20 protein-coding genes are annotated in these 20,552 nt (G+C 56.6%); 8 read left to right on the top strand and 12 right to left on the bottom strand.

The genetic code is table 11. The features are described from left to right. Positions 1 to 50: 50 nt before the first annotated feature. The 8 genes from KJA68_RS02495 to KJA68_RS02455 all read left to right on the top strand — a co-directional run bounded on the left by KJA68_RS02495 (position 51) and on the right by KJA68_RS02455 (position 7,533). Positions 51 to 524 (top strand): Lcl C-terminal domain-containing protein, encoded by a 474-nt coding sequence (locus KJA68_RS02495; RefSeq protein ID WP_213035346.1) that lies wholly within the window; start codon positions 51 to 53, stop codon positions 522 to 524. A gap of 299 nt (positions 525 to 823) precedes the next feature. Next, positions 824 to 1,285 (top strand): Lcl C-terminal domain-containing protein, encoded by a 462-nt coding sequence (locus KJA68_RS02490; protein ID WP_213035345.1) that lies wholly within the window; start codon positions 824 to 826, stop codon positions 1,283 to 1,285. Positions 1,286 to 1,666: 381 nt separating this feature from the next. Next, positions 1,667 to 3,127 carry an IMP dehydrogenase gene (guaB, locus tag KJA68_RS02485; RefSeq protein ID WP_213035375.1) on the top strand — a complete coding sequence of 487 codons (1,461 nt, stop codon included), beginning with the start codon at positions 1,667 to 1,669 and terminating at the stop codon, positions 3,125 to 3,127. Between the two features lie 208 nt (positions 3,128 to 3,335). Next, positions 3,336 to 4,901, top strand: a complete 1,566-nt coding sequence (guaA, locus tag KJA68_RS02480; RefSeq protein ID WP_213035344.1) for a glutamine-hydrolyzing GMP synthase — start codon at positions 3,336 to 3,338, stop codon at positions 4,899 to 4,901. A gap of 246 nt (positions 4,902 to 5,147) precedes the next feature. Continuing rightward, complete coding sequence (locus KJA68_RS02470; protein ID WP_478210024.1) at positions 5,148 to 6,143, top strand: HNH endonuclease; 996 nt, start codon at positions 5,148 to 5,150, stop codon at positions 6,141 to 6,143. Next, the gene (locus tag KJA68_RS02465) at positions 6,140 to 6,781 is read left to right on the top strand and encodes a hypothetical protein (protein WP_213035342.1); all 642 of its coding nucleotides are present in this window, start codon (positions 6,140 to 6,142) and stop codon (positions 6,779 to 6,781) included. The genes KJA68_RS02470 and KJA68_RS02465 overlap by 4 nt, the downstream gene beginning before the upstream one ends. Beyond that, positions 6,745 to 7,065: a nucleotidyltransferase domain-containing protein gene (locus KJA68_RS02460; protein WP_213035341.1), complete on the top strand. Its 321-nt coding sequence runs from the start codon at positions 6,745 to 6,747 to the stop codon at positions 7,063 to 7,065. Before KJA68_RS02465 ends, KJA68_RS02460 begins: the two co-directional genes overlap by 37 nt. 273 nt (positions 7,066 to 7,338) lie before the next feature. Beyond that, the gene (locus tag KJA68_RS02455) at positions 7,339 to 7,533 is read left to right on the top strand and encodes a hypothetical protein (protein ID WP_213035340.1); all 195 of its coding nucleotides are present in this window, start codon (positions 7,339 to 7,341) and stop codon (positions 7,531 to 7,533) included. A gap of 295 nt (positions 7,534 to 7,828) precedes the next feature. Here KJA68_RS02455 and mnhG read toward each other — a convergent pair whose 3' ends face one another. From mnhG to KJA68_RS02395, 12 genes are all read right to left on the bottom strand, one after another. Next, positions 7,829 to 8,140: a monovalent cation/H(+) antiporter subunit G gene (gene mnhG / locus KJA68_RS02450; protein WP_213035339.1), complete on the bottom strand. Its 312-nt coding sequence runs from the start codon at positions 8,138 to 8,140 to the stop codon at positions 7,829 to 7,831. Further along, positions 8,137 to 8,418, bottom strand: coding sequence for a K+/H+ antiporter subunit F (locus KJA68_RS02445; RefSeq protein ID WP_213035338.1), 282 nt, complete (start codon positions 8,416 to 8,418; stop codon positions 8,137 to 8,139). Before KJA68_RS02445 ends, mnhG begins: the two co-directional genes overlap by 4 nt. Further along, positions 8,415 to 8,903: a Na+/H+ antiporter subunit E gene (locus KJA68_RS02440; RefSeq protein WP_213035337.1), complete on the bottom strand. Its 489-nt coding sequence runs from the start codon at positions 8,901 to 8,903 to the stop codon at positions 8,415 to 8,417. Before KJA68_RS02440 ends, KJA68_RS02445 begins: the two co-directional genes overlap by 4 nt. Continuing rightward, positions 8,900 to 10,516 (bottom strand): monovalent cation/H+ antiporter subunit D, encoded by a 1,617-nt coding sequence (locus KJA68_RS02435; RefSeq protein ID WP_213035336.1) that lies wholly within the window; start codon positions 10,514 to 10,516, stop codon positions 8,900 to 8,902. Before KJA68_RS02435 ends, KJA68_RS02440 begins: the two co-directional genes overlap by 4 nt. A 55-nt stretch (positions 10,517 to 10,571) precedes the next feature. Next, the gene (locus KJA68_RS02430; protein WP_213035335.1) at positions 10,572 to 10,919 is read right to left on the bottom strand and encodes a Na+/H+ antiporter subunit C; all 348 of its coding nucleotides are present in this window, start codon (positions 10,917 to 10,919) and stop codon (positions 10,572 to 10,574) included. Beyond that, a complete protein-coding gene (locus tag KJA68_RS02425; protein WP_320412098.1) occupies positions 10,919 to 13,843 on the bottom strand; it encodes a monovalent cation/H+ antiporter subunit A in 2,925 nt (974 codons plus the stop codon). The genes KJA68_RS02430 and KJA68_RS02425 overlap by 1 nt, the downstream gene beginning before the upstream one ends. 158 nt (positions 13,844 to 14,001) lie before the next feature. Continuing rightward, entirely contained in the window at positions 14,002 to 14,337 is a 336-nt protein-coding gene (locus KJA68_RS02420) for a cupin domain-containing protein (RefSeq protein ID WP_246487030.1), read from the bottom strand. Further along, complete coding sequence (locus KJA68_RS02415; RefSeq protein ID WP_213035334.1) at positions 14,303 to 14,584, bottom strand: VF530 family protein; 282 nt, start codon at positions 14,582 to 14,584, stop codon at positions 14,303 to 14,305. The genes KJA68_RS02420 and KJA68_RS02415 overlap by 35 nt, the downstream gene beginning before the upstream one ends. Before the next feature lie 102 nt (positions 14,585 to 14,686). Further along, a complete protein-coding gene (locus KJA68_RS02410; protein ID WP_213035333.1) occupies positions 14,687 to 15,352 on the bottom strand; it encodes a hypothetical protein in 666 nt (221 codons plus the stop codon). Between the two features lie 80 nt (positions 15,353 to 15,432). After that, positions 15,433 to 17,970 (bottom strand): [protein-PII] uridylyltransferase, encoded by a 2,538-nt coding sequence (locus tag KJA68_RS02405; RefSeq protein WP_213035332.1) that lies wholly within the window; start codon positions 17,968 to 17,970, stop codon positions 15,433 to 15,435. A gap of 7 nt (positions 17,971 to 17,977) precedes the next feature. Further along, positions 17,978 to 18,769: a type I methionyl aminopeptidase gene (gene map / locus KJA68_RS02400; RefSeq protein ID WP_213035331.1), complete on the bottom strand. Its 792-nt coding sequence runs from the start codon at positions 18,767 to 18,769 to the stop codon at positions 17,978 to 17,980. A gap of 235 nt (positions 18,770 to 19,004) precedes the next feature. Beyond that, a complete protein-coding gene (locus tag KJA68_RS02395) occupies positions 19,005 to 20,411 on the bottom strand; it encodes a DEAD/DEAH box helicase (protein ID WP_246487029.1) in 1,407 nt (468 codons plus the stop codon). Between the last annotated feature and the right edge of the window lie 141 nt (positions 20,412 to 20,552).

The following is a 20,552-nucleotide window of genomic DNA, read 5'->3' as shown; positions in this document are numbered from 1 at the left end:
TTATAAGTTAAAGAGTTGCAGAAAAATGGATTTTAAAGGAGAGCATCAAGATGGAAACCGGCGCTACAGATAAACCGGCCGATTCTGGCGAGATCAGGGAACCGGCGCAGTCCAGATATGTGATTTCGGCAGATGGAAGCGAAGTTACGGACAGTAAAACCGGGCTGATCTGGCGGCGCTGCCCGGAAGGAATGACAGCCTGTGCCAGTGAATGCAGCGGGGTTGCCGCTGCCTATACCTGGGAACAGTCGCTGGCCCTGGCAGAGGAGGCCGCACTGGCCAGCGGCAAGGCATGGCGTCTGCCCACGGTAAAGGAGCTGGCGGGGATAGTGGATGCCAGCTTCGGCAACCCGGCGATAGATAAAAATGCTTTCCCGGGTACCCCGGCCACTCCGTTCTGGTCGGCCACGCCGGTGGAGAACAATCCATCCAAGGCGTGGTATGTCATGTTTTTTGGCGGCTTCATGAATACCTATGTTCTGGGAGGCAAGCTGCAAGTGCGCCTTGTTCGTTCTGTCCAGTGATGCACATACCCTGTCTCAGCGGGGGGCTGGCATGGGTACTGCAGGCTTGCCCGGGGCGGTAGCGGTTAAACTGCTGAGTCAACTGGCTCTGGGGTAGAATAGTAGATTGACAAGATCAGGTATTTGCCTTACAAATAAAAATTTTCCGCAAAAATGAATGCGCCGCATTATTGAATTTTGTTTTGCGCGGCGCGGGATGTTCCGGAAAACAGCAGCGAATTCCGTGTCCGGTGGCATGGGCAGGGATTGTGACAATCCACCAGAAGGTGGCAATTAATCGACAGGAAAGAAGAGCAGATATGCAGAACGAAAATGATAACTCCCAGCCTCAGGAAGGCACTTCAGCTGAACAACCAACAGCACGATTTATCATTTCTGAAGATGGCGCGGAAGTAACGGACAATACCACGGGCCTGATCTGGCGGCGTTGCCCGGAAGGAATGACCGCAAGCATCCATGGCTGCATCGGGGTTCCGGGCCTGTACAACCTGGAGGAAGCCCTGCAGCAGGCGGCCAAGGTGGCACGGTCCACCGGAAAACCGTGGAGGCTGCCCAAGGTGGATGAATTGCAGTCGATTGTGGACCCGACTCGAAGAGATCCGTCGATCGATACAGATATTTTCCCGGGAACACCGGGAGCGCCGTTCTTTACCTCCTCCCCGGATGGAGCCCTGATCTGGTATGTCAGCTTTTATATCGGCAAGGTATTCAGCGAATATAGCGCCATTCCGAATCACGTGAGGCTGGTACGCTCCAGTTAAGGGTGGGTTCAGGGCGGGGGAGACCCGGCGTGCCCGGGTAAAACATCGGGCAGCCGGCAAGCCGCAGTTCCGGCGAAGCTGGAGCGTGGCAGCTCCTGGTTTCATCCGGATTATTCATGGGGCGCTGCGACGAGCAGCGCCCCCGCCTGTTGTACACCTTGTGCTGGCAGGAGCTGTTTCCCGGTGCCATGGCCAAAGCTGGCCCTTCAGGGTAAGGTGAACCGGCAGTGATCGTCTGTTTACCGGTATCCGCCGGCTATACAGTATTTGACTGGGCATGATCACACCTCGCGCAGGATTTCCCTGATATAAATTGCAGCTTCTACAGGCAAAAAACTATAAAATACAGGTTTACTGGTAACTGTTTGAGGTTGATCTATGATGCGTATCATCCAAAAGGGACTGACGTTTGACGATGTCTTGCTGGTTCCGGCACTTTCCAATGTGATGCCGCGCGATGTCAGCCTGCGTACGCAGCTTACCCGCAATATCACGCTGAATATCCCCCTGTTATCGGCTGCCATGGATACCGTTACCGAGGCGCGCCTGGCGATTGCGCTGGCGCAGGAAGGCGGAATCGGTATCGTGCACAAAAACATGCCTGCCAAGGCGCAGGCTGCGATGATATCCAAGGTCAAGCGTTTTGAGAGCGGGATGGTCAAGGACCCGGTTACTGTTTCCTCCGGGATGACCGTTCGCGATGTGCTGAACCTGATCCGCCAGCATAATATATCCGGGCTGCCGGTGGTGCAGGGCAAGCAGGTGGTCGGTATCGTGACCAACCGTGACCTGCGCTTTGAGAGTAATCTGGATCAACCCATCCAGAATATTATGACCGCCCGTGAACGCCTGATTACGGTCCGGGAAAACGCCAGCCGGGAAGAGGCGCGCGCGCTGATGCACAAGCACCGGATTGAGCGGGTACTGGTCGTGAACGACGCATTTGAGCTCTGCGGCCTGTTTACGGTAAAGGATATTTTAAAATCCAGCGAGCATCCCCTGGCCTGCAAGGATGCACAGGGACGCCTGCGCGTAGGCGCAGCGGTTGGCGTAGGAGAGGGTACGGACGAGAGGGTCGCACTGCTGACGGCAGCCGGTGTCGATGTGATCGTGGTGGATACCGCCCACGGCCATGCGCAGGGCGTGCTGGACCGGGTCAGCTGGGTAAAGAAAAATTTCCCAGAGGTGGATGTGATCGGCGGAAACATCGCTACCGCCGCTGCCGCCAGGGCGCTGATGGATCATGGGGCCGATGGCGTAAAAGTGGGGATTGGCCCCGGATCGATCTGTACCACGCGCATGGTTGCCGGGATAGGCGTGCCGCAGATTACGGCGATCCAGAATGTGGCGGAGGCGCTGCAGGGGTCGGAGGTGCCGCTGGTTGCGGATGGAGGCGTGCGCTATTCCGGTGATATCGCCAAGGCGATTGCGGCAGGCGCGCACGTCGTGATGCTGGGCGGCCTGTTTGCCGGCACGGAAGAAGCGCCGGGTGAAGTCGAGCTGTTCCATGGCCGCTCCTATAAATCCTATCGCGGCATGGGCAGCCTGGGGGCGATGCAGCAGGGATCGAGCGACCGTTATTTTCAGGATAACGTCGCGAACCAGGACAAACTGGTGCCGGAAGGGGTGGAAGGCCGCGTGCCCTACAAGGGAAGCGTGCTCGCGGTGATACACCAGCTGATGGGCGGCCTGCGCGCCAGCATGGGCTATCTGGGCTGCCCGGACATTGCCACCATGCATACCAAGGCCGAATTCGTGCAAATCACCTCTGCCGGAATCCGCGAGTCTCATGTCCATGATGTGCAGATCACCAAGGAAGCGCCCAATTACCATATCGACTAGCGGGTTGCCCGGGTTGGCCGGCAGGATAGATAAACGCATCCACAGGGTCCGGCATAAAGCCCGTGCCTGCCCGATGGCAGATATTTTTCGGGAAAGTGCTCTGCGCCCGGGCCAGGCAAGCCGGTTTCAATGGCACGGCCAGTCCGGGAATCCGTAAGGCTGTTTTCCCGAATGATTATGAATCATTACTAACCAACGATAACCTTACATGTCCCACCAGAAAATCCTGATCCTCGATTTCGGTTCGCAATACACCCAGCTGATCGCGCGATGCGTGCGTGAATCCAGGGTGTATTGCGAACTTCATCCCTGCGATGTAAACGACGAATTCATCCGTGATTTCAAGCCGGCTGGCATCATTCTTTCAGGTGGCCCGAATTCCGTTACCGGGGGAGATACGCCGCGTGCGCCGCAGGCAGTTTTTGAGCTGGGCGTGCCGGTGCTGGGCATCTGTTATGGCATGCAAACCATGGCCGCGCAGCTGGGTGGAGCGGTAGAAAATGGCCTGGTGCGTGAGTTCGGCTATGCGGAAATCCGCGCCCGCGGCCATTCAAAATTGTTCCGGGACATCCAGGATCGCAGCAATGAGGCAGGGCACGGCCTGCTGGATGTGTGGATGAGCCATGGCGACAAGGTAACCCTGCTGCCGCCGGGTTTCAAGGTGATCGCTTCCAGCGAAGCCACGCCGATTGCCGGTATGGCGGACGAGGCACGCCGCTTCTATGCCGTGCAGTTCCATCCGGAAGTGACCCATACCCCACAGGGCAAGGCGATCATTGGGCGTTTCGTGCATGAAATCTGCGGCTGCGGGCAGGACTGGAACATGCCGGATTACATTGACGAGGCAGTTGAGAAAATCCGCGCCCAGGTCGGGCAGGATGAAGTCATCCTCGGCCTTTCCGGGGGGGTGGATTCTTCCGTGGCCGCCGCGCTGCTGCAACGCGCCATCGGCGCGCAGCTCACCTGCGTGTTCGTCGATAACGGCCTGCTGCGCCTAAACGAAGCCAGCCAGGTGATGGAGACCTTTGCCAATAATCTGGGCGTAAAAGTGATCCATGTCAATGCTGGCGCGGAATTCATGAAACACCTGGCAGGCGTGTCCGATCCGGAACAGAAACGCAAAATCATCGGGCGAGAATTTGTCGAAGTATTCCAGCGCGAAGCCGCCAGGCTGCCCCAGGCAAAGTGGCTGGCGCAGGGAACGATTTATCCCGACGTGATCGAGTCTGCCGGCGCCAAAACCAAAAAGGCCCACACCATCAAATCGCATCACAACGTAGGCGGGTTGCCCGATACCCTGCACCTGAAGCTGCTGGAACCATTGCGCGAACTGTTCAAGGACGAGGTGCGCGAGCTTGGCGTGGCACTGGGATTGCCGCGCGACATGGTGTATCGCCACCCCTTCCCCGGGCCGGGGCTGGGGGTGCGCATCCTCGGAGAGGTCAGGCCGGAATACGCCGACCTGCTGCGCCGCGCGGATGCAATTTTCATCGAGGAGCTACGCGCCTCCGGGTGGTATGAAAAAACCTCCCAGGCATTCGTGGTATTCCTGCCGGTGAAATCGGTGGGCGTGATGGGCGACGGCCGCACCTATGAATGGGTGGTGGCACTGCGCGCGGTGCAAACCCAGGATTTCATGACCGCGCACTGGGCGGAATTACCGCATTCGCTGCTGGCCAGGGTATCAAATCGCATTATTAATGAAGTGCGCGGCATCAACCGCGTGGTGTACGATATTTCCGGCAAGCCGCCTGCCACGATCGAGTGGGAATGATCCCGCGTCTGGCACGGCCAGGCACCTGATGGCATGAACTACCCTGAAGCCCGCGAAATTGCGGGCTTTTTGGTAATTTCGTCTGGCAGGGTGTGGCAACAGAAGGCAGCGCCAAGTGCCGTTTGAGCATGGCATTAAAGCTGGTACTATCGACTGGCGATGCCATGATGGAAGCCGATACCAAGCTGAGTTTTGTGCTGATCACATGGTATCGATTTTTTTAATCTATTGTTTTTATTGGATAAAATGTCAGTTTTTGCGTGGTTATTCAGCATGGGACCGAAATCGACAGAGGACATGATGAATGCTGACCGATACCAAGCTGCGCAATCTCAAGCCCCGGACAAGCTCTACAGAAGTGCATTGCCCATGAGCAGCGCGGCGTGCGGTCTACAACAAGGCCGAATATCGGGAGCAGCCCACGGCCATGTTGCAGGACTGGGCGGATATGATCGACGAGTGGACTACGGGAAGTACTCGTTAATCTTCCCTGTACCCTATGTGGTCTTTATAACGCTTCTAGTCGCATCTAATTTTAGGCTAACAACCATGGCGGATCGTAAACAAATACCCACAAAAACGAAGCTCCGACTATTTTCGGAGGCCGCAGGGCACTGCCAACGTCCAGAGTGCCTCCAGCCTCTTTTCCCCGCTGAAATGGGCGGGGACAAGCATATAGCCGAAATGGCTCATGTGATTCCGCACGGAGAAACGGGCCCGCGCCATGAAGAAAGGCCCGCTGGAGAGTTTGAGCCAGATTCCTTTGAAAATCTCATCCTGTTGTGTCCAACCTGTCATACGGTCGTCGACAAGGATCCCGACGGATATAGCCGGGACACGTTGCTAGGTTGGAAATATAATCACCTTGCTGCTTTAGCGCACAGGCAAGGAATTCGTGCTTATGATGAACGTAGCCACGTTAGATGCGTCGTGGCCGCCGCTATGGCCGAAAACAAGGCTGTATGGAAGGAGTTCGCGCCATCTGATGGATCGAGCTTCGAGTATGACCCGGAATCTGAAGCGGCTAAGACATGGGTACAGAGGATGAGAGGCGTCATTTTGCCTAACCATTTCCGTATTCAAGCCATCATTAAGGCAAATCAGCAGCACATGACAGAAGCTGAGCTACAGGCATTTGCCCGATACCAAGAACATGTGCGAGGTCTCTCGGAACGTCACGTTTGTGGTGTCGCTGGTGGCGCTATTCGTTATCCGGCAGAAATGGATGGAATCTTCGCATGAACTGGCAGGTAAACTACGCACTGAAATATCTTATGGATAATCATAAGGATGCGACTGCACAACATGTCCGCGGTGACGCTATCAGAATTATGATGCCCCATAAACCCAACGTAATGGCGGTTATCTCGGATGCTTATACGATCAGTGCCGAATTGGCAATGCAATACCATGTGAATTTCCCGGATATGGACTTCCTGTGCGGATATCGAAAGGAGTGCGTCTGGGAAGGTGGGGCGATCAGATATTTAGAAGGCAACACAATAGGATGGGGAAGCGCCGGCACACTTGGTTCTGCCATTTACAACGGCGATGCAAGGAGTGCTGCTCATAAGGACTACTGCTTCTCCTATCGGCTCATCAGGCAGATTCGATCTATTAAGAACCTCGATAGAGAGTTTGATCGTATTTTCACGATGACACTCACTAGTGGGTGTACCGTTCGAGTAGGCATGATTATGGAGTATGAGCCAACAGCTGATGCCATTCGTACCTTCTGGGATCGGTTTGGTCCCATTGATATTGCTTGGAATATTAATCCCAACGGGAATCCCACTCAGAATGCTATCGAGGCAGGAGCGGACCTTGGGTGCGAGGTGATGAAATGGGACGAGTTAAAGATGCTGCTGCGGAACCGTTGATGACGGCACGTGAGATTGCGAAATACCTACTAACATCCTGCAAGTGCTTGCGAGAGTTCAAATCCTACATGTTTGGTTCTTCATTGTTTGGGGTGGGTAGTGATATCGATATTTTGATCGTTGGTCCTTCTGGTGAGCCGTTATCCCGACTGAAGGAGGAATTGAGATTTGCAGGAAAAGAACTGCCGCTCGATGTTCTATATATGCTGCCGGAAGAGGCGAAGGAGACGGGATTTGTCACGAGTGCAGGATGCATACCTCTCTCGCAATTGGCGCGAAAATGAAATGCGCTGACTTCTGCCTGACATGTCGGGTAGGGCGTGCGGCGTCAAATCTTGGTCTGGCAGGACATTTTAGCGGCTAAAAAAATTCATTGTAGTTTTATCCTTCAGTTGGAGGATTTTGGACGCCGATGCCAGTGATTTCGGTGCTTCCGATACTGCCTGGCGTTCGACGTTCAATCTTCGCGCTATCTCCGATTGATTGAATCCATCCTACTGGAGTATCAGAATTTGCTTTTTGCGGTCTGATAGCTTGGAGTCGACCATCAAGCGCGCTTGGTTGCGCAGCTCGACCATGTTATTCCATCACCCATAACCCGGCGCGATTCGCTCAATGGGGGGCAGCGCCACTTGTGGCGCGTCAGACTGGGAGTAGCCCTGGTAATGCTGCTGGAAAGGGATTTGGCCCTGTACTACTCACCTGTTCCAATAGTTCGCCTGCGCATGGCATGTACTGACCCACAGCCATGATCCAAAAGGTGGCTGGCATCTTGACACGTTGATTCACGCAGTAGGCGTGCTTCAGTTCTGGATTTCTTCGAATGATGACCAATGAATTCGCATTTAAGGCATGGTGCCCCTGCAAATTTCGGTGGGATGGAATTTAATAAAGCGAATGAATGATTTCTGCAATCAGGTGCTTGTGGCTATTTTTCTTGAATAATAACTGTGAATCCTGAATCCTGAATCCTGAATCCTGAATCCTGAATCCTGAATCCTGAATCCTGAATCCTGATTTGATCAAGTTCTGTCGCAATTCCGCTGTTTAATCCCTTCTCCGGAACATGCCGGCGCGCATCAGCAGCATGGCAGTGACCGGTGCGGTGAGCAGGATGAGTATCGTGATCAGCACTTCGTGGATAACCGGGCGCTGTTCCAGCGCCGACGAAACGAGTATCGAGGCGAGCAGCACGCAGCCCGTGCCCAGGGTGCTGCCCATTGTGGGGGCATGAATGCGGGCATAGAAATTGTTCAGGCGCAGCAGTCCGAGCGAACCCAGAAAAGTCAGCAGCCCGCCGCAGATCAGCAATAGCGCAGCAGGCAGGGCTGCCCAGAGAGGGATGTCTGCCGTGCTCATGGCTCGATCACCTCTCCGCGCAGCAGGAATTTGGCCATGGCGGTGGAGCCGACGAATCCGAACAGCGCGATCAACAGGGCAATATCGAAATAAATTGCGGAGCCGTAACCGATGCCCAACATCAGGATGGTCAGCATGCTGTTGATGTACAGGGTATCCAGCGCCAGGATGCGGTCTTCTGCAGTGGGGCCGCGCAACAGGCGGATCAGGGCGCAGAGCATCGCAAAGGCGAAGCAGGCCAGTGCAAAATAGATGGCAGAGGAAAGGATCGTGTTCATTCAAAAATCTCCATTAGAGGACGTTCATAGCGAAATTTGATGGTGCGTATCCAGGCGGCTTCGTCCTGCAGGTCGAGGACATGCAGGGTCAGCAGGTTGCTTTCGGAATCATGCCCGGCCCATACCGTGCCGGGTGTGCTGGTGAGGATTATGGTCAGTACCGCCAGGCCGTGGGGGTCGCGCAGGTCGAGCGGAATCTGCATGAAGCCGACCTGGGGCTGGCGCCGCGAAGCGCCGAGGATGATCTTTCCGACTGCGAGATTGGATCGTACGATATCGGCCAGGACATGAAAAAACAGGCCGATGGCGACGTGCAGGCGGTGCGGCCAGGCCGGCAGCGGGCGCAGGCTGGAGACAAAGGCCGTGACGAGCAGCGCGAGCAGGATGCCGAGCAGGATGTGGCCGGGCGACAGGCTGTCGTTAAGCAGCAGCCACATCCCCGCCAGGAAGACGGGCAGCAACGGAAGTAGTGGGCGGCGTTTCATGGCGCGCCTTTCACGGTGGTTGCCGGAAGCACCGAGCCGACATAGGCCGGCGCATCGTGCAGCGATTGCGCGGCGGCATTGAAGTAGGACATGGCCGGTTCGGTGCCGAGGGAGAGCAGTGTGCACAGCAGGATCAGCGCTGCTACCGGCCCGGCTTCAATCCATTGCAGACGCGGAGCAGGGCGTTCCGTGTCCCAGAATACGCGTATCCCCAGGCGCGACAGGGCGATCATGCCGGCCAGTCCGGACAGCAGGAGCGCAATGGCAAACATGGCTGCCTGCTGGATGGACGCTTCTGGAGGTGCGGAGAAGGCTGCGGCGAGCAGTGCGAATTTGCCGACGAAGCCGGAGAGCGGCGGCAGGCCGGTGAGCAGCAGCGCGCATGAGAAAAAGGCAAGGCCGAGGAAGGCCATCGCGGCTGGAATGGCAACGCCGGCCATCTCGTCGGGATGTTCCGATTCGTGCTTGTCCTGCAGGCCGAACGCTTCCAGGGTGATGGACAGCATGTCGGCAGCGGCGGTGCGGTTGCGTTCGGCCATTTCGATCAGCAAGAAAAAGGCGCCGCTGGCGAGCACTGAGCTGACCAGGTAATACAGCGCCGGACCGGTAAGGGACGTGCCGGAAAAGCCGAAGGCGGCCAGAAGAATGCCGGATGAAACGATTACCAGAAATCCGGCCAGGCGGTCGAGTTTTTGTGCGGCAAGTACGCCCAGGGTGCCGGTGGCGATGGTTGCGAGTCCGCAGTAGAACAGCCAGTCTCCGCCGAAAGGCGCCGGCGTCCCCGCATCCTCGAGCAGGACGGCGAAGCGCAGCAGGGCATAGATGCCCACCTTGGTCAGGATGGCGAAAATGCCTGCGACTGGCGGCGCGGCAGCACCATAGGCGTCGGGCAGCCAGAAATTCAGCGGCCAGGCTCCGGCCTTGACCAGAAACACGATGCCAAGCAGCATGGCACCCAGGTTGAACAGGATGCGGTCTTCCTCGCCGAGCGTGGCGGCGCGTTGTGCCAGTTCGGCCATGTTCAGGGTGCCGGTAACGCCGTATATCAGTGCTGCGGCAATCAGGAACAGCAGCGATGCAACCAGATTGACGGCAATGTAGTGCATGCCTGCCGTTACCCGTGCTGCGCCCGAACCGTGCAGTGCCAGGCCATAGGAAGCCGCCAGCAGAACTTCGAAGAAGACAAACAGGTTGAACAGGTCGCCGGTCAGAAAAGCGCCGTTCAGGCCCATCAGCAGCAGCTGGAACAGCGGCAGGAAATGGATGCCGGCCCGTTTCCAGTGGGCCAGCGAATAAATCAGCGTGGCCAGGCCAAGCGTGGAAGTCAAGGCAAGCATGATCGCCGCCAGGCGATCGACCACCAGCACGATGCCGAAGGGCGCAGCCCAGTTGCCCAGGGCATAAACCCCGACCTCGCCGGGCCATGGCGCAGCCATGTGACCGTCCGCCATGACGAGCAGGACAAGAGCCACGGTCAGCTGGGCGATGGTGGCACAGATCGAGATCGTGGCACGGCTGATCCGCTGTGTCTCGCTGGATAGCAGCAGCAGCGCTCCGGTGCACAGGGGCAGCAGTACCGGCAGGATGGGCAGATGTTGCAGCCAGCCGTTCATGCGCACCCTTTCAGAATGCGATGCCGGAGGGAAGCGTTGCAGTGACCGGGGTGCATTATTCTTGATCCGGTTCGCGGCCATCGACGTGGTCGGTGCCGTTCAGCCCGCGTGAAGCGAGCAGGACAACGAGAAACAGCGCAGTCGTGGCAAAACTGATGACGATGGCAGTGAGTACCAGCGCCTGCGGAACCGGATCGGCGTACAGTGCCGGATCACTGCCGCGAGCCGGGTCGATGATCGGCGCGGCACCCATGCGCAGGCGACCCATGGCGAAAATGAACAGGTTGACCGAGTAGGCGAGCAAAGACAGACCCATGATTACCTGGAATGTGCGCGGACGTAACAGCAGGTAAATGCCGGATCCGGCCAGGATGCCCACGGCAAGTGCGAAAACAATTTCCATCAGGTTCTTCCTTCTCTTGCCTTGCGGTGGTGGCTGCGTAGCGACTGGTGGGCTATGGCGACCAGCATCAGCATGGTCGTGCCGACTACAAGCATGTAGACGCCAATATCAAACAGCAGGACGCTGGATAGATGGAGTTCGCCGAGCAGGGGCAGTTCGCCGTGCCAGGCATGGCTGGTCAGGAAGGGAGTGCCGGCTAGCCAGGCTCCTGCGCCTGCAGCTGCGGCACTAAGCAGGCCTATGGCAATCCAGTACTGGGGATGAATGCGCAGGTGCGATTCTACCCATACCGTGCCGCCGACCAGGTATTGCAGGATGATCGAGGTGGCCAGTATCAATCCGCCGACAAAGCCTCCTCCTGGTGCGTTGTGGCCGCGCAGCAGGAAGAACAGCGAAACCAGCGTGGCAAGCGGCAGCAGCAGGCGTACCAGGACTGCGGGCAGCATCATGTAGCCGGCCGGCAGGATGGATGCAGGGTTGGTGACGTGTTTTTCCTCCAGCCCGTCGGCAGCATCCTGCACGCGTTGCTGATTGGGCAGGGGAACGCTTTCCGGGGCTGGCCGGAAGCGGCGCAGCAGCGCGAACACGGTCAGTGCGACGATGCCGAGTACGGTGATTTCTCCGAGGGTATCGAAACTCCGGAAATCGACGAGGATTACGTTGACCACGTTGAGGCCTCCACCCAGTGGGAGCGCCTGCTCGGTAAAGAATGGCGAAATACCCTCTACTGGAGGGCGGGTCAGCACGGCATAGGTGATTGCGGCCAGTCCCAGTCCGCAGGCAGTGGCCAGCAGGATATCCCGCAGGCGGCGGATGCGGTTGGTAGCGGCTTGCCCCTGTCCCTGTGCGTATCGTTCGTCCCGGCGCGGTAGCCAGCGCAATCCTAGCAGGAGCAGGACGGCGGTGACGACTTCTACGGTAAGCTGGGTCAAGGCAAGGTCGGGCGCCGAAAACCAGACAAAGGTCAGGCTGGTGGCGAGTCCGGCTCCGCCGGACAGGATCAGGGCAGCGAGACGGTGGAATTTGGCCTGCCATGCCACGGCAAGCGCGCAGACGGAGCCGACCAGCCAGAGCAGAATAAAGGCCGGGCTGGCCGGTGTTGCCGGGTGCGTTCCCCAGAATGTTTCTTCCCGGGTCAGCACAGGGAGCAGGGATGCGCCGAGGGTGACGCAGACCAGCACCAGCAGCTGTATTTGCAGGCGGGAGGAGGATAGGCGTTGCATGATCAGGCTGGCGCCTGAAGTCAGCGTGGATAACAGCCAGTCGAAGCTGCGTTTCCCGTCGATGTGTTCGAGCAGTGGCACTGTTTCACTGGTGCGCCAGAGGAAGATGCGATAAAGCGTGACGCCGCCGGCCATGGCGGTCAGGCTCATGTAAAGAGGGAGGTTGAGTCCGTGCCAGACGGACAGGCTGTAGGCCGGTACATTGCTGCCGAGAATCGCAACGGTTGCCGTTTGCAGGAAGGGACCGACCGTGAGCGAGGGGAAAATGCCGACCAGAACGCAAGCTGAGACCAGCAGTCCGCTGGGTAACAGCATCCAGCGAATCGGTTCATGCGGGGCGTGGGGCAAGTCTGTTGCCGGCGGCCCGAAGAAAACCTGGTGGATGAAGCGCAGGGAATAGGCAACGCTGAACATGCCGGCCACGGTGGCCGCCACGGGCAGGATCATATACTGCCAGCCGGGACGGTTGAGCAGGATGGTCTCGGCGAAAAACATTTCCTTGGACAGGAAGCCGTTGAGCAGCGGTACGCCGGCCATCGCTGCCGCTGCAACCATGGCCAGCGTTGCGGTGATCGGCATTGCACGGTACAGGCCGGACAGGCGTTGCAGGTTGCGCGTGCCGGTTTCATGGTCGACGATGCCGGCGGCCATGAACAGTGAGGCCTTGAAGGTGGCATGATTGACCATATGGAATACTGCAGCGACCAGCGCCAGCGGACTGTTCATGCCGAGCAGCAGGGTGATGAGGCCAAGGTGGCTGATGGTCGAGTAGGCCAGGACGCCTTTCATGTCCTGCTGGAAGATCGCCAGGTAACCGGCGATTACCAGAGAACACAGGCCGGCTCCCCCGATGATCCAGAACCAGTAATCGGTACCCGACAGCACTGGCCATAGTCTTGCCAGCAGGAATACGCCAGCCTTCACCATGGTTGCGGAGTGCAGGTATGCGGAAACCGGCGTTGGTGCCGACATTGCGTGAGGCAGCCAGAAATGGAAGGGAAACTGTGCGCTTTTGGTCAGGGCTCCGAGCGCGATCAGGGTCAGCGCTGCAGGATACCAGGGATGTGCCTGGATCGTGCCGGAAGCAGCCAGAACGGTGTCCAGGTCGTAACCACCGGCAATGTGGCCGAGCAGCAGTACTCCCCCAAACAGGGCGATGCCCCCCGCGCCGGTGACGATGAGTGCCATGCGCGCGCCGCGGCGGGCATCGCTGCGGTGGTGCCAGTATGCGATCAGCATGAACGAGGTGAGGCTGGTCAGCTCCCAGAACATCGCCATCTGGATCAGCTGGCCGGACAGTACGATGCCGAGCATGGCGCCCATGAAGGCAAGGAAGAATGAAAAGAAGCGGGGTACCGGATCGGTTGGAGACATGTAATAGCGGGCATACACCACGACCAGAGTGCCCATGCTGGTGATCAGCAGGGAGAACAGCCAGGCGAAGCCATCCATGCGCAGCGAGATGCTGAGTCCGAGCGAGGGCACCCAGGGAAAGGTCATGCGCAGGACGCCTTCGGCGGTTACCTGTGGATACAGGCTGGCGACAATCGCCGTGGCGGCGAGGGAGACTGCGCCGGCCAGCCATGCCTCGGTATTGCGCGCGTTTGAAGGTAAAAAGGCTGCGAGCAGACTGCCGAGAAAAGGAAGCAGCAGGATAAAAAGTAATGACATGGTGCCCAGATTATTGTTGTTTGAAGACATGCCGGGACAGAAGCAGGGATATCCGCTATCCGTGTCTGGCAAACTGGGTTTTGAAACAATGTGTCAGGGGCTATTTTATCCGATAGCGCCGGGTGGATGCACGCAGAATGCATGGCAAAAAAAGAGGATTTGCCCTGTCATCATTGGTGATCTGGTGATTAATAATGAATTGCCAGCCAGATGGAAGGCTGGGAAGGGTCCGTCCAGTTAACGCGATGCCGGCGGTACGGATCGATCTGGACCCAGTCTCCCGGCATCATTCTGTGCGGTTCGTTTTCGTCCGCAAACTGAAGCTCTGCCGCACCAGATAATAGTACAACCAGTTCGGATATCTGCTGGTCGTACCAGAAACCCAGGGGGCTGGCTTGCCCGGTCGAGATGATGCGCTCAACCCGGAGCCCGGGTCGGACCAGCAGGTTTTCAAATTTCTCCCCGGACAAGTTTTCACGAACTGGAAGTTTAAACAGGTTTCCTGATTTTGCTTTCGGGTTCATGAATATCCGGCATTTTTTGTTTGATGGGTTTTTTTGCCATGTCGATATACAGCAACTCTACCCGTTCTCGTGCCCAGGGAGTGCGGCGCAGAAATTTCAGGCTGGAGGCAATGCTGGGTTCATGGGTAAAACAGCGGATATTTATTTTTTTCCCCAGTTGATCCCAGCCATAAAATTCCACCAGTCTCTTCAGTAATTGCTCCAAAGTGACTTGATGGAGCGGATTGTTGGGCTGGTGATCAGTCATGCAGGTTGCGACCCGGTAATTTCAAGAAATAGGGGCAATAGTATTCGTGATTGGGTTTGCACGTTCGGTTTATTGCGGGTACGGTTCTGGTTTCAGACAGTTTTAATTGGTCAGCTCGATGGAAAGGTCATCTGCCCACAGTGTTCCGCCGCCTTCCAGCATGATGCCGACAAATAAAGAGTAGGCCGAAGGCGGGATTTTGAGTTCGATGGCGTATTGTTTCCAGTCCTGAGTGCCTTTGACGCGGTTGTTCGTCATGAAATTCCAGTCCAGAATCTGGCCGACTCCATCTTCTACCCGCAGGGTCAGCGCTCCACCCGGTCCACTGATTCTTTCTCCCCGAAGTGAACCGGAAAGTCGTACTGTCCTGTTGTGCCAGGAGGGATGCACGGGAATCGATTGACGTAGCAAGGCGAAGGGCTCGGTACCGTGACGCCGGATGCGTGCACTGCTTGGGGCGGAAAGTGCATTTTCCGGGTCAGGAACGAAGGTGTAGGCATGGCCAGAACCATGTTCGATTTCTGACCACGCATTGATCCTGCCCTGAGGGTCCGGTTCGAATGAAGGGTTCTTTAAACTGATGATCGCGTTGGCAACTGCTCGCTTAGCCAGGCGTTTTGCAGCCAGACTGTGGACCGGGGTAGGCGCGGGAACGGATTGTTGGATCGTGGGAGAGGCTGGTTCCGATGCAGGATCTGCGCTGAACGAAGGTCCTGAAAAACAGGCCAGCAGAAAGGCAATGCTTGAGCGGAATATGAGGTGTTTCATGGTATATCCAATATGTATTGGCTGGTGATTATAAATGGCATGTTGTGCAAATGTGAAAAGAATTGGAATTCCGGTTCGCGTCAGGAGATCTGTTGTAGCAGTTTTTCGCGGAGTGCAGAAATTTCCGGGGGTTGCATCGGGGTTTTGCAGGTGACATGAAAAGTGTCTTCTGCACGGGCTCCCAGGGTGTTGATCTTGGCGCTGCGTATTGCGATATTCTGTTTGTCAAGCAAGTGGGCGATTCCTGCCAGCAGGCCGGGCCGGTCGCCGGCAATGATGGAAAGCAGGTAACCGTTTTTTCCTTCAGGCGTAATATTGACTTCGGGGGTGATGGGGAAATGCTTGAGCTGGCGGGATATTCTTGAGGATTTTGGGGTGCCGGGCTTATCGGGGATCGTCAGCTCGCGGGACAATTCATATTCGATATAATTCATCGTGTCACGGTATGCCGGTTTGTTATTTCCTGCATCCATTGCCAGAAAACTGTCCAGGGTGTACCCGTGCCGGGTGGTGTAGACTTTTGCTTCCATGATGCTGTAGTTCAGACGTTCAATAAAATCACATATGCGCGCGAAAATATAGGATTTCTCAGGGCTGTATACCATGAGCTGAATCCCTTCCCCCATGGGGCTGATACGTGTTTTGACAATGGCCTTGTCGGTATCGGTCTGATGTGCCAGCAGGCGAGTGTGCCAGGCGATTTCCTGTGGTTCATGGCGCAGAAAATATTCCGGGTCAAGCTGCGCCCAAAGTGTCTTGTGTATTGCAGGGGCAATTGCGTGCAAATGCAGGATCTCCAGTGCGCGTGCCCGGATTTCTCCGACCTGGTCGGCAATTTTGCCGTCTATCATGTAACGGCGTGTCGCCCAGAACAGTTCTTCCAGCAGCTTGCTCTTCCAGGCATTCCAGACTTTTGGGCTGGTGCCTCGAATATCGGCTACGGTGAGAAGGTACAGTGCAATCAGATAGCGGTCGTTCTTTATTTTGGCAGCGAAGCCTGCAATCACGTCCTGGTCGGAAAGATCCTGTTTTTGCGCCGTGGCGGACATTGTTAAATGATGCCTTACCAGCCATACCACCAGGTCGGTATCTTCGCTTGCCAGTCCGTGCTGCTTGCAGAAGCGGGCAGCATCCGTGCATCCCAATATGGAGTGGTCGCCGCCGCGGCCTTTGGCAATATCATGAAATAACCCGGCAATATACAGCGTTTCGACGCGTGCGAAATCCTGGATCAGTTTGTTGCACAGAGGGTATTCATGTGCGTATTCAGGCAGGGTGAAACGGCGGAGATTGCGCACTACCATCAGGATATGTTCGTCTACGGTATAAACATGGAACAGATCATGCTGCATCTGGCCGACGATGCGGCCAAACGCCGGCAGGTAGCGACCCAGGATGCCATTTTGGTTCATGCGTCGCAACACATGAGTAAGGCCGTGTGGCTGACGTAGGATGGTCATGAACAATGCCCGGTTCTGTGCATTTTTTCTGAATCCGGCATTGATTGTATGGCGCGCCCGCCACAGTGCGCGTACGGTGGGCGCGGAAAATCCGTTCAGGTAGGGATGTTGTTCAAGCAGCAGGAAACTTTCCATGATCGTTGACGGGTCTTGCTCAAACAGGGCTTCATCGCGTATTTCGAGCAGGTCATCGCGAATGATGAAACGCGGATTGAGCAGGTATCTTGTGCCGGCTTCAGGGAACAGGTGCGCCCGCAAATTTTGCAGCAAGACGTCATTCAGTTGTAGTACCGCCTGCTTGGTGCGGTAGTATCGCTGCATCATGCACTCGCTGGCGCGGCGCACGCCCTTGGCGGTGATGCCCATCTGGTTTGCCAGCTCGGTCTGGTAGTCGAAGAGCAGGCGATCTTCGCGCCGTCCGGCCAGATAATGCAGGCGAATGCGCAGGTGCTGCAGCAGGTTTTCATGGCGGGCGATGGCAAGTGCTTCCGGTACGGTAATCATGCCTGCCCGGGCCAGTTCACGCCAGGTGTCGCCCAGGTTGCATGCCCGGCTGATCCACAGGACGGTCTGAAGATCGCGAAGGCCGCCCGGGCTGTCCTTCAGGTGGGGTTCCAGGTTGTAGTCCGCGTCGAGAAAACGCATGTGGCGCCGTTGCTGCTCATTGTGCTTGGCGAGGAAGAAAGCGCGATGGTCAAGGTGGCTGGCGAGGGTGCGGACCATGTCTTCGAACAGCGTGCGCGATCCAGCGATCAAACGGGCTTCCAGGAGATTGGTCTGCACGGTGATGTCTGCCGATTCTTCCACGCATTGAGCGATGGTGCGGATACTATGGCCTACTTCCAGGCCGATATCCCATAGCAACCCGACCAGTTCCTGCAAGTTGCGCTGCAGTTCCTGATCCGGTTCGTCCGGCAGCAGGATTAGTAAATCAATGTCAGACTTGGGGTACAGCTCTTTGCGCCCATAGCCACCGACCCCGACCAGGGCCAGAGCATGAGGCATGGAGAGCAGTTTCCAGGCTGCGCGAAGGTGCTTGTCTACCAGCTTCGTATGGGCATGCAGCAGGCGGGTCGGCTGAGCGTGGCGCTCGAATTCCTGCTGAAGGCATAAACGCGATGCACGCAAGCTCTGACGGATTTCAGCTGAGCCTTGCACGGTCGGTTTACGGTGGGGGTGGGGGAGATCCGGCAGAAACGGTCAATACTTCAAAGCCGCTTTGAGTCACCAGAATCGTGTGCTCCCACTGGGCTGACAAGCTGTGATCCTTGGTCACGATGGTCCAGCCATCGCCAAGCTGGGTGATTCCGGGCTTGCCCGCGTTGATCATGGGTTCAATGGTAAAGGTCATGCCGGCTTCCAGTTTCAGGCCGCTTTTGGGTTTCCCATAGTGCAGAACCTGCGGGTCTTCGTGAAAAACCTTGCCAATGCCGTGGCCACAGAATTCGCGGACTACGCTAAAGCCCAGCCCTTCTGCGCAGCTCTGGATGGCGTGTCCAATATCGCCCAGGTATGCTCCCGGCCTGACTGCCCGAATGCCTAGCCACATTGCGTGATATGTGGCTTCACATAGTCGTTTTGCCTGGATGGAGGTTTCACCGACTTGGAACATGCGGCTGGTATCCCCATGATAGCCATGCTTGATGGTAGTGATATCTATGTTCAGGATATCGCCATTCTTGAGTTTTTTTTCTCCCGGCACGCCATGGCAAACCTGATGGTTGATGGAGGTGCAGATTGACTTCGGGTAGGGGGTGTGTCCAGGAGGAGCGTAATTCAGTGGGGCAGGAATGCATTGCTGGACGTTCACCATATAATCATGGCAAAGCCTGTCAATTTCTCCTGTGGTAATGCCGGCTTGCACATAAGGTGTAATGTAGTCTAGGACTTCGCTGGCCAGGCGGCCTGCGAGACGCATTTTTTCGATTTCTTCGGGGGTCTTGATGCTTACGGACATATTTTGTTCAAAATTGATGTAACAGTGGGAAGCATAGTGGATTGAGGCTGCCAGCACAACTGGATGCAATCAAATATCCGGTTTATGGTTCGGTGTGCTCCAGGTGGTCTGGAGCTTGAGGACAGGCAGATTCTGGATTGCAAAGATCGTGATGCCGGAGAGCAAGACAGGATGCAGTAATATAAAAGACAAAGGCATGCCCGAGCATGCCTTTGTCACAGGGGGATACCGTGGATTAGCGGTTTCCGGAATTGTACCCTCGTCCCTGTGAGAATCCGCTGGTCGACCGACGTTCCTGGCCCGCAGTGCCCGTATTGCCGTTGCGTCTTGGCGCACCGTTGCCGAAACGGGCAGTTGGCTGCCCTTCGCGCCGTGCGTGACCTGGATGTGCATGCTGGCGGTCCGTGGGAGTGTGGCGGCCGAATCCGCCGGGCTTGCTGCGTGTACCGGGGGAATGGGAACGGGGTTTGAACTTGGGTTCCAGGCCGGCCACGATATGTGTGCTTAAGCTCTGCCCGGTGTATCTTTCAATCTTTTGCAGGTTTCCTGTATCGCGGTTAGATGCAAAGGATACTGCAATTCCGGAAGAGCCGGCGCGACCGGTGCGGCCAATGCGGTGCACATAATCTTCGGCTGCCTTGGGTAGATCAAAATTGATCACGTGGGAAATGCCCGGGACGTCGATTCCGCGCGCGGCAACGTCCGTCGCGACCAGTATGCGCACTTGTCCCCGGCGCAGGTTCACCAGGGTACGGTTACGTTCCCTCTGGTTCATATCGCCATGGAGCGCTGCGGCGGAATGCCCCTGGGACAATAACTGGTCTGCCAGGGTATCGGCATCGCGCTTGGTGGCAGTAAAAACCACCGCCTGGTTCAGGTTTGCATCGCGCAACAGGTGATCCAGCAGGCGGCCCTTGTGTGCCATATCGTCCACATACATCAGGCGCTGTTCAATGTGTTCATGGCGAGCCTGCATGGGTGCAATGCTGATGCGCTTTGGGTCGGTAAGCAGCTGCTTTGCCAGGTTGGTGATGACTCCATCCATTGTGGCGGAGAACAATAGTGTCTGGCGTGTGGCAGGGGTAGCAGCTGCAATGCGCTCGACATCGTCAATGAAGCCCATGTCCAGCATGCGGTCGGCTTCATCCAGTACCAGCATTTCCAAACGTGAAAAGTCAATGCGGCCACGTTCGATATGGTCAATCAGGCGGCCTGGTGTCGCCACCAGAATGTCAACCGGGTTGGACAGCAGTTTGTTTTGTAAAGGGTAGGGCATTCCGCCAAGAATGCTGACTACTTTCAGGCGCATATTTTTACCATACTTGGTTGCTGCTTCAGAAACCTGTTGTGCCAGTTCGCGCGTTGGGGTCAGTACCAGTACGCGGGGTCCTTTGCTGCGCACGGAGGGAGGCTCTGCGATACGGTGCAAGGCGGGCAAAATGAAAGCTGCGGTTTTTCCGGTACCGGTTTGGGCGGATGCCAGCAGGTCATGTCCGGCCATAACTTCTGGAATGGCTTCAGCCTGAATCGGGGAGGGTACGGTATAGCCGGAATCTTCCACGGCAGCAAGAATCAGGGGGTGCAGCTTGAGTGAGGAAAAAGTGGTAACTGTAATAGGTGTGGTTGTGTTTTCAATAGACACGGTGGTTCCTTAAAACGATCATTAAAATGAAAGCGCATGCTTGGCAAAAGCCAGGCATTGAAATTTTAGTAGGGGTATGGATAGACTCTACCAGCGCAAAACATCGTCGCTAACCGGTAAAGCAAGACGCGTCAGGGACGC

The organism is Candidatus Nitrotoga fabula (assembly GCF_905221025.1).
In the GTDB taxonomy this organism is placed as follows: Bacteria; Pseudomonadota; Gammaproteobacteria; order Burkholderiales; family Gallionellaceae; genus Nitrotoga; species Nitrotoga fabula.
Note: the sequence above shows the minus strand (reverse complement) of the source record. Positions and strands in the feature narration are given on the sequence as shown.

What these genes read in the sequence shown, in the direction of transcription:
- KJA68_RS02410 (WP_213035333.1), bottom strand. Translation starts at nt 15,352, where the DNA reads ATGAAACACCTCATATTCCGCTCAAGCATTGCCTTTCTGCTGGCCTGT.
- map (WP_213035331.1), bottom strand. Translation starts at nt 18,769, where the DNA reads ATGTCCGTAAGCATCAAGACCCCCGAAGAAATCGAAAAAATGCGTCTC.
- KJA68_RS02415 (WP_213035334.1), bottom strand. Translation starts at nt 14,584, where the DNA reads ATGACTGATCACCAGCCCAACAATCCGCTCCATCAAGTCACTTTGGAG.
- guaA (WP_213035344.1), top strand. Translation starts at nt 3,336, where the DNA reads ATGTCCCACCAGAAAATCCTGATCCTCGATTTCGGTTCGCAATACACC.
- KJA68_RS02465 (WP_213035342.1), top strand. Translation starts at nt 6,140, where the DNA reads ATGAACTGGCAGGTAAACTACGCACTGAAATATCTTATGGATAATCAT.
- KJA68_RS02420 (WP_246487030.1), bottom strand. Translation starts at nt 14,337, where the DNA reads ATGAACCCGAAAGCAAAATCAGGAAACCTGTTTAAACTTCCAGTTCGT.
- KJA68_RS02445 (WP_213035338.1), bottom strand. Translation starts at nt 8,418, where the DNA reads ATGAACACGATCCTTTCCTCTGCCATCTATTTTGCACTGGCCTGCTTC.
- KJA68_RS02430 (WP_213035335.1), bottom strand. Translation starts at nt 10,919, where the DNA reads ATGGAAATTGTTTTCGCACTTGCCGTGGGCATCCTGGCCGGATCCGGC.
- guaB (WP_213035375.1), top strand. Translation starts at nt 1,667, where the DNA reads ATGCGTATCATCCAAAAGGGACTGACGTTTGACGATGTCTTGCTGGTT.
- KJA68_RS02435 (WP_213035336.1), bottom strand. Translation starts at nt 10,516, where the DNA reads ATGAACGGCTGGCTGCAACATCTGCCCATCCTGCCGGTACTGCTGCCC.
- KJA68_RS02460 (WP_213035341.1), top strand. Translation starts at nt 6,745, where the DNA reads ATGGGACGAGTTAAAGATGCTGCTGCGGAACCGTTGATGACGGCACGT.
- KJA68_RS02440 (WP_213035337.1), bottom strand. Translation starts at nt 8,903, where the DNA reads ATGAAACGCCGCCCACTACTTCCGTTGCTGCCCGTCTTCCTGGCGGGG.
- KJA68_RS02490 (WP_213035345.1), top strand. Translation starts at nt 824, where the DNA reads ATGCAGAACGAAAATGATAACTCCCAGCCTCAGGAAGGCACTTCAGCT.
- KJA68_RS02495 (WP_213035346.1), top strand. Translation starts at nt 51, where the DNA reads ATGGAAACCGGCGCTACAGATAAACCGGCCGATTCTGGCGAGATCAGG.
- KJA68_RS02470 (WP_478210024.1), top strand. Translation starts at nt 5,148, where the DNA reads ATGTCAGTTTTTGCGTGGTTATTCAGCATGGGACCGAAATCGACAGAG.
- mnhG (WP_213035339.1), bottom strand. Translation starts at nt 8,140, where the DNA reads ATGAGCACGGCAGACATCCCTCTCTGGGCAGCCCTGCCTGCTGCGCTA.
- KJA68_RS02425 (WP_320412098.1), bottom strand. Translation starts at nt 13,843, where the DNA reads ATGTCTTCAAACAACAATAATCTGGGCACCATGTCATTACTTTTTATC.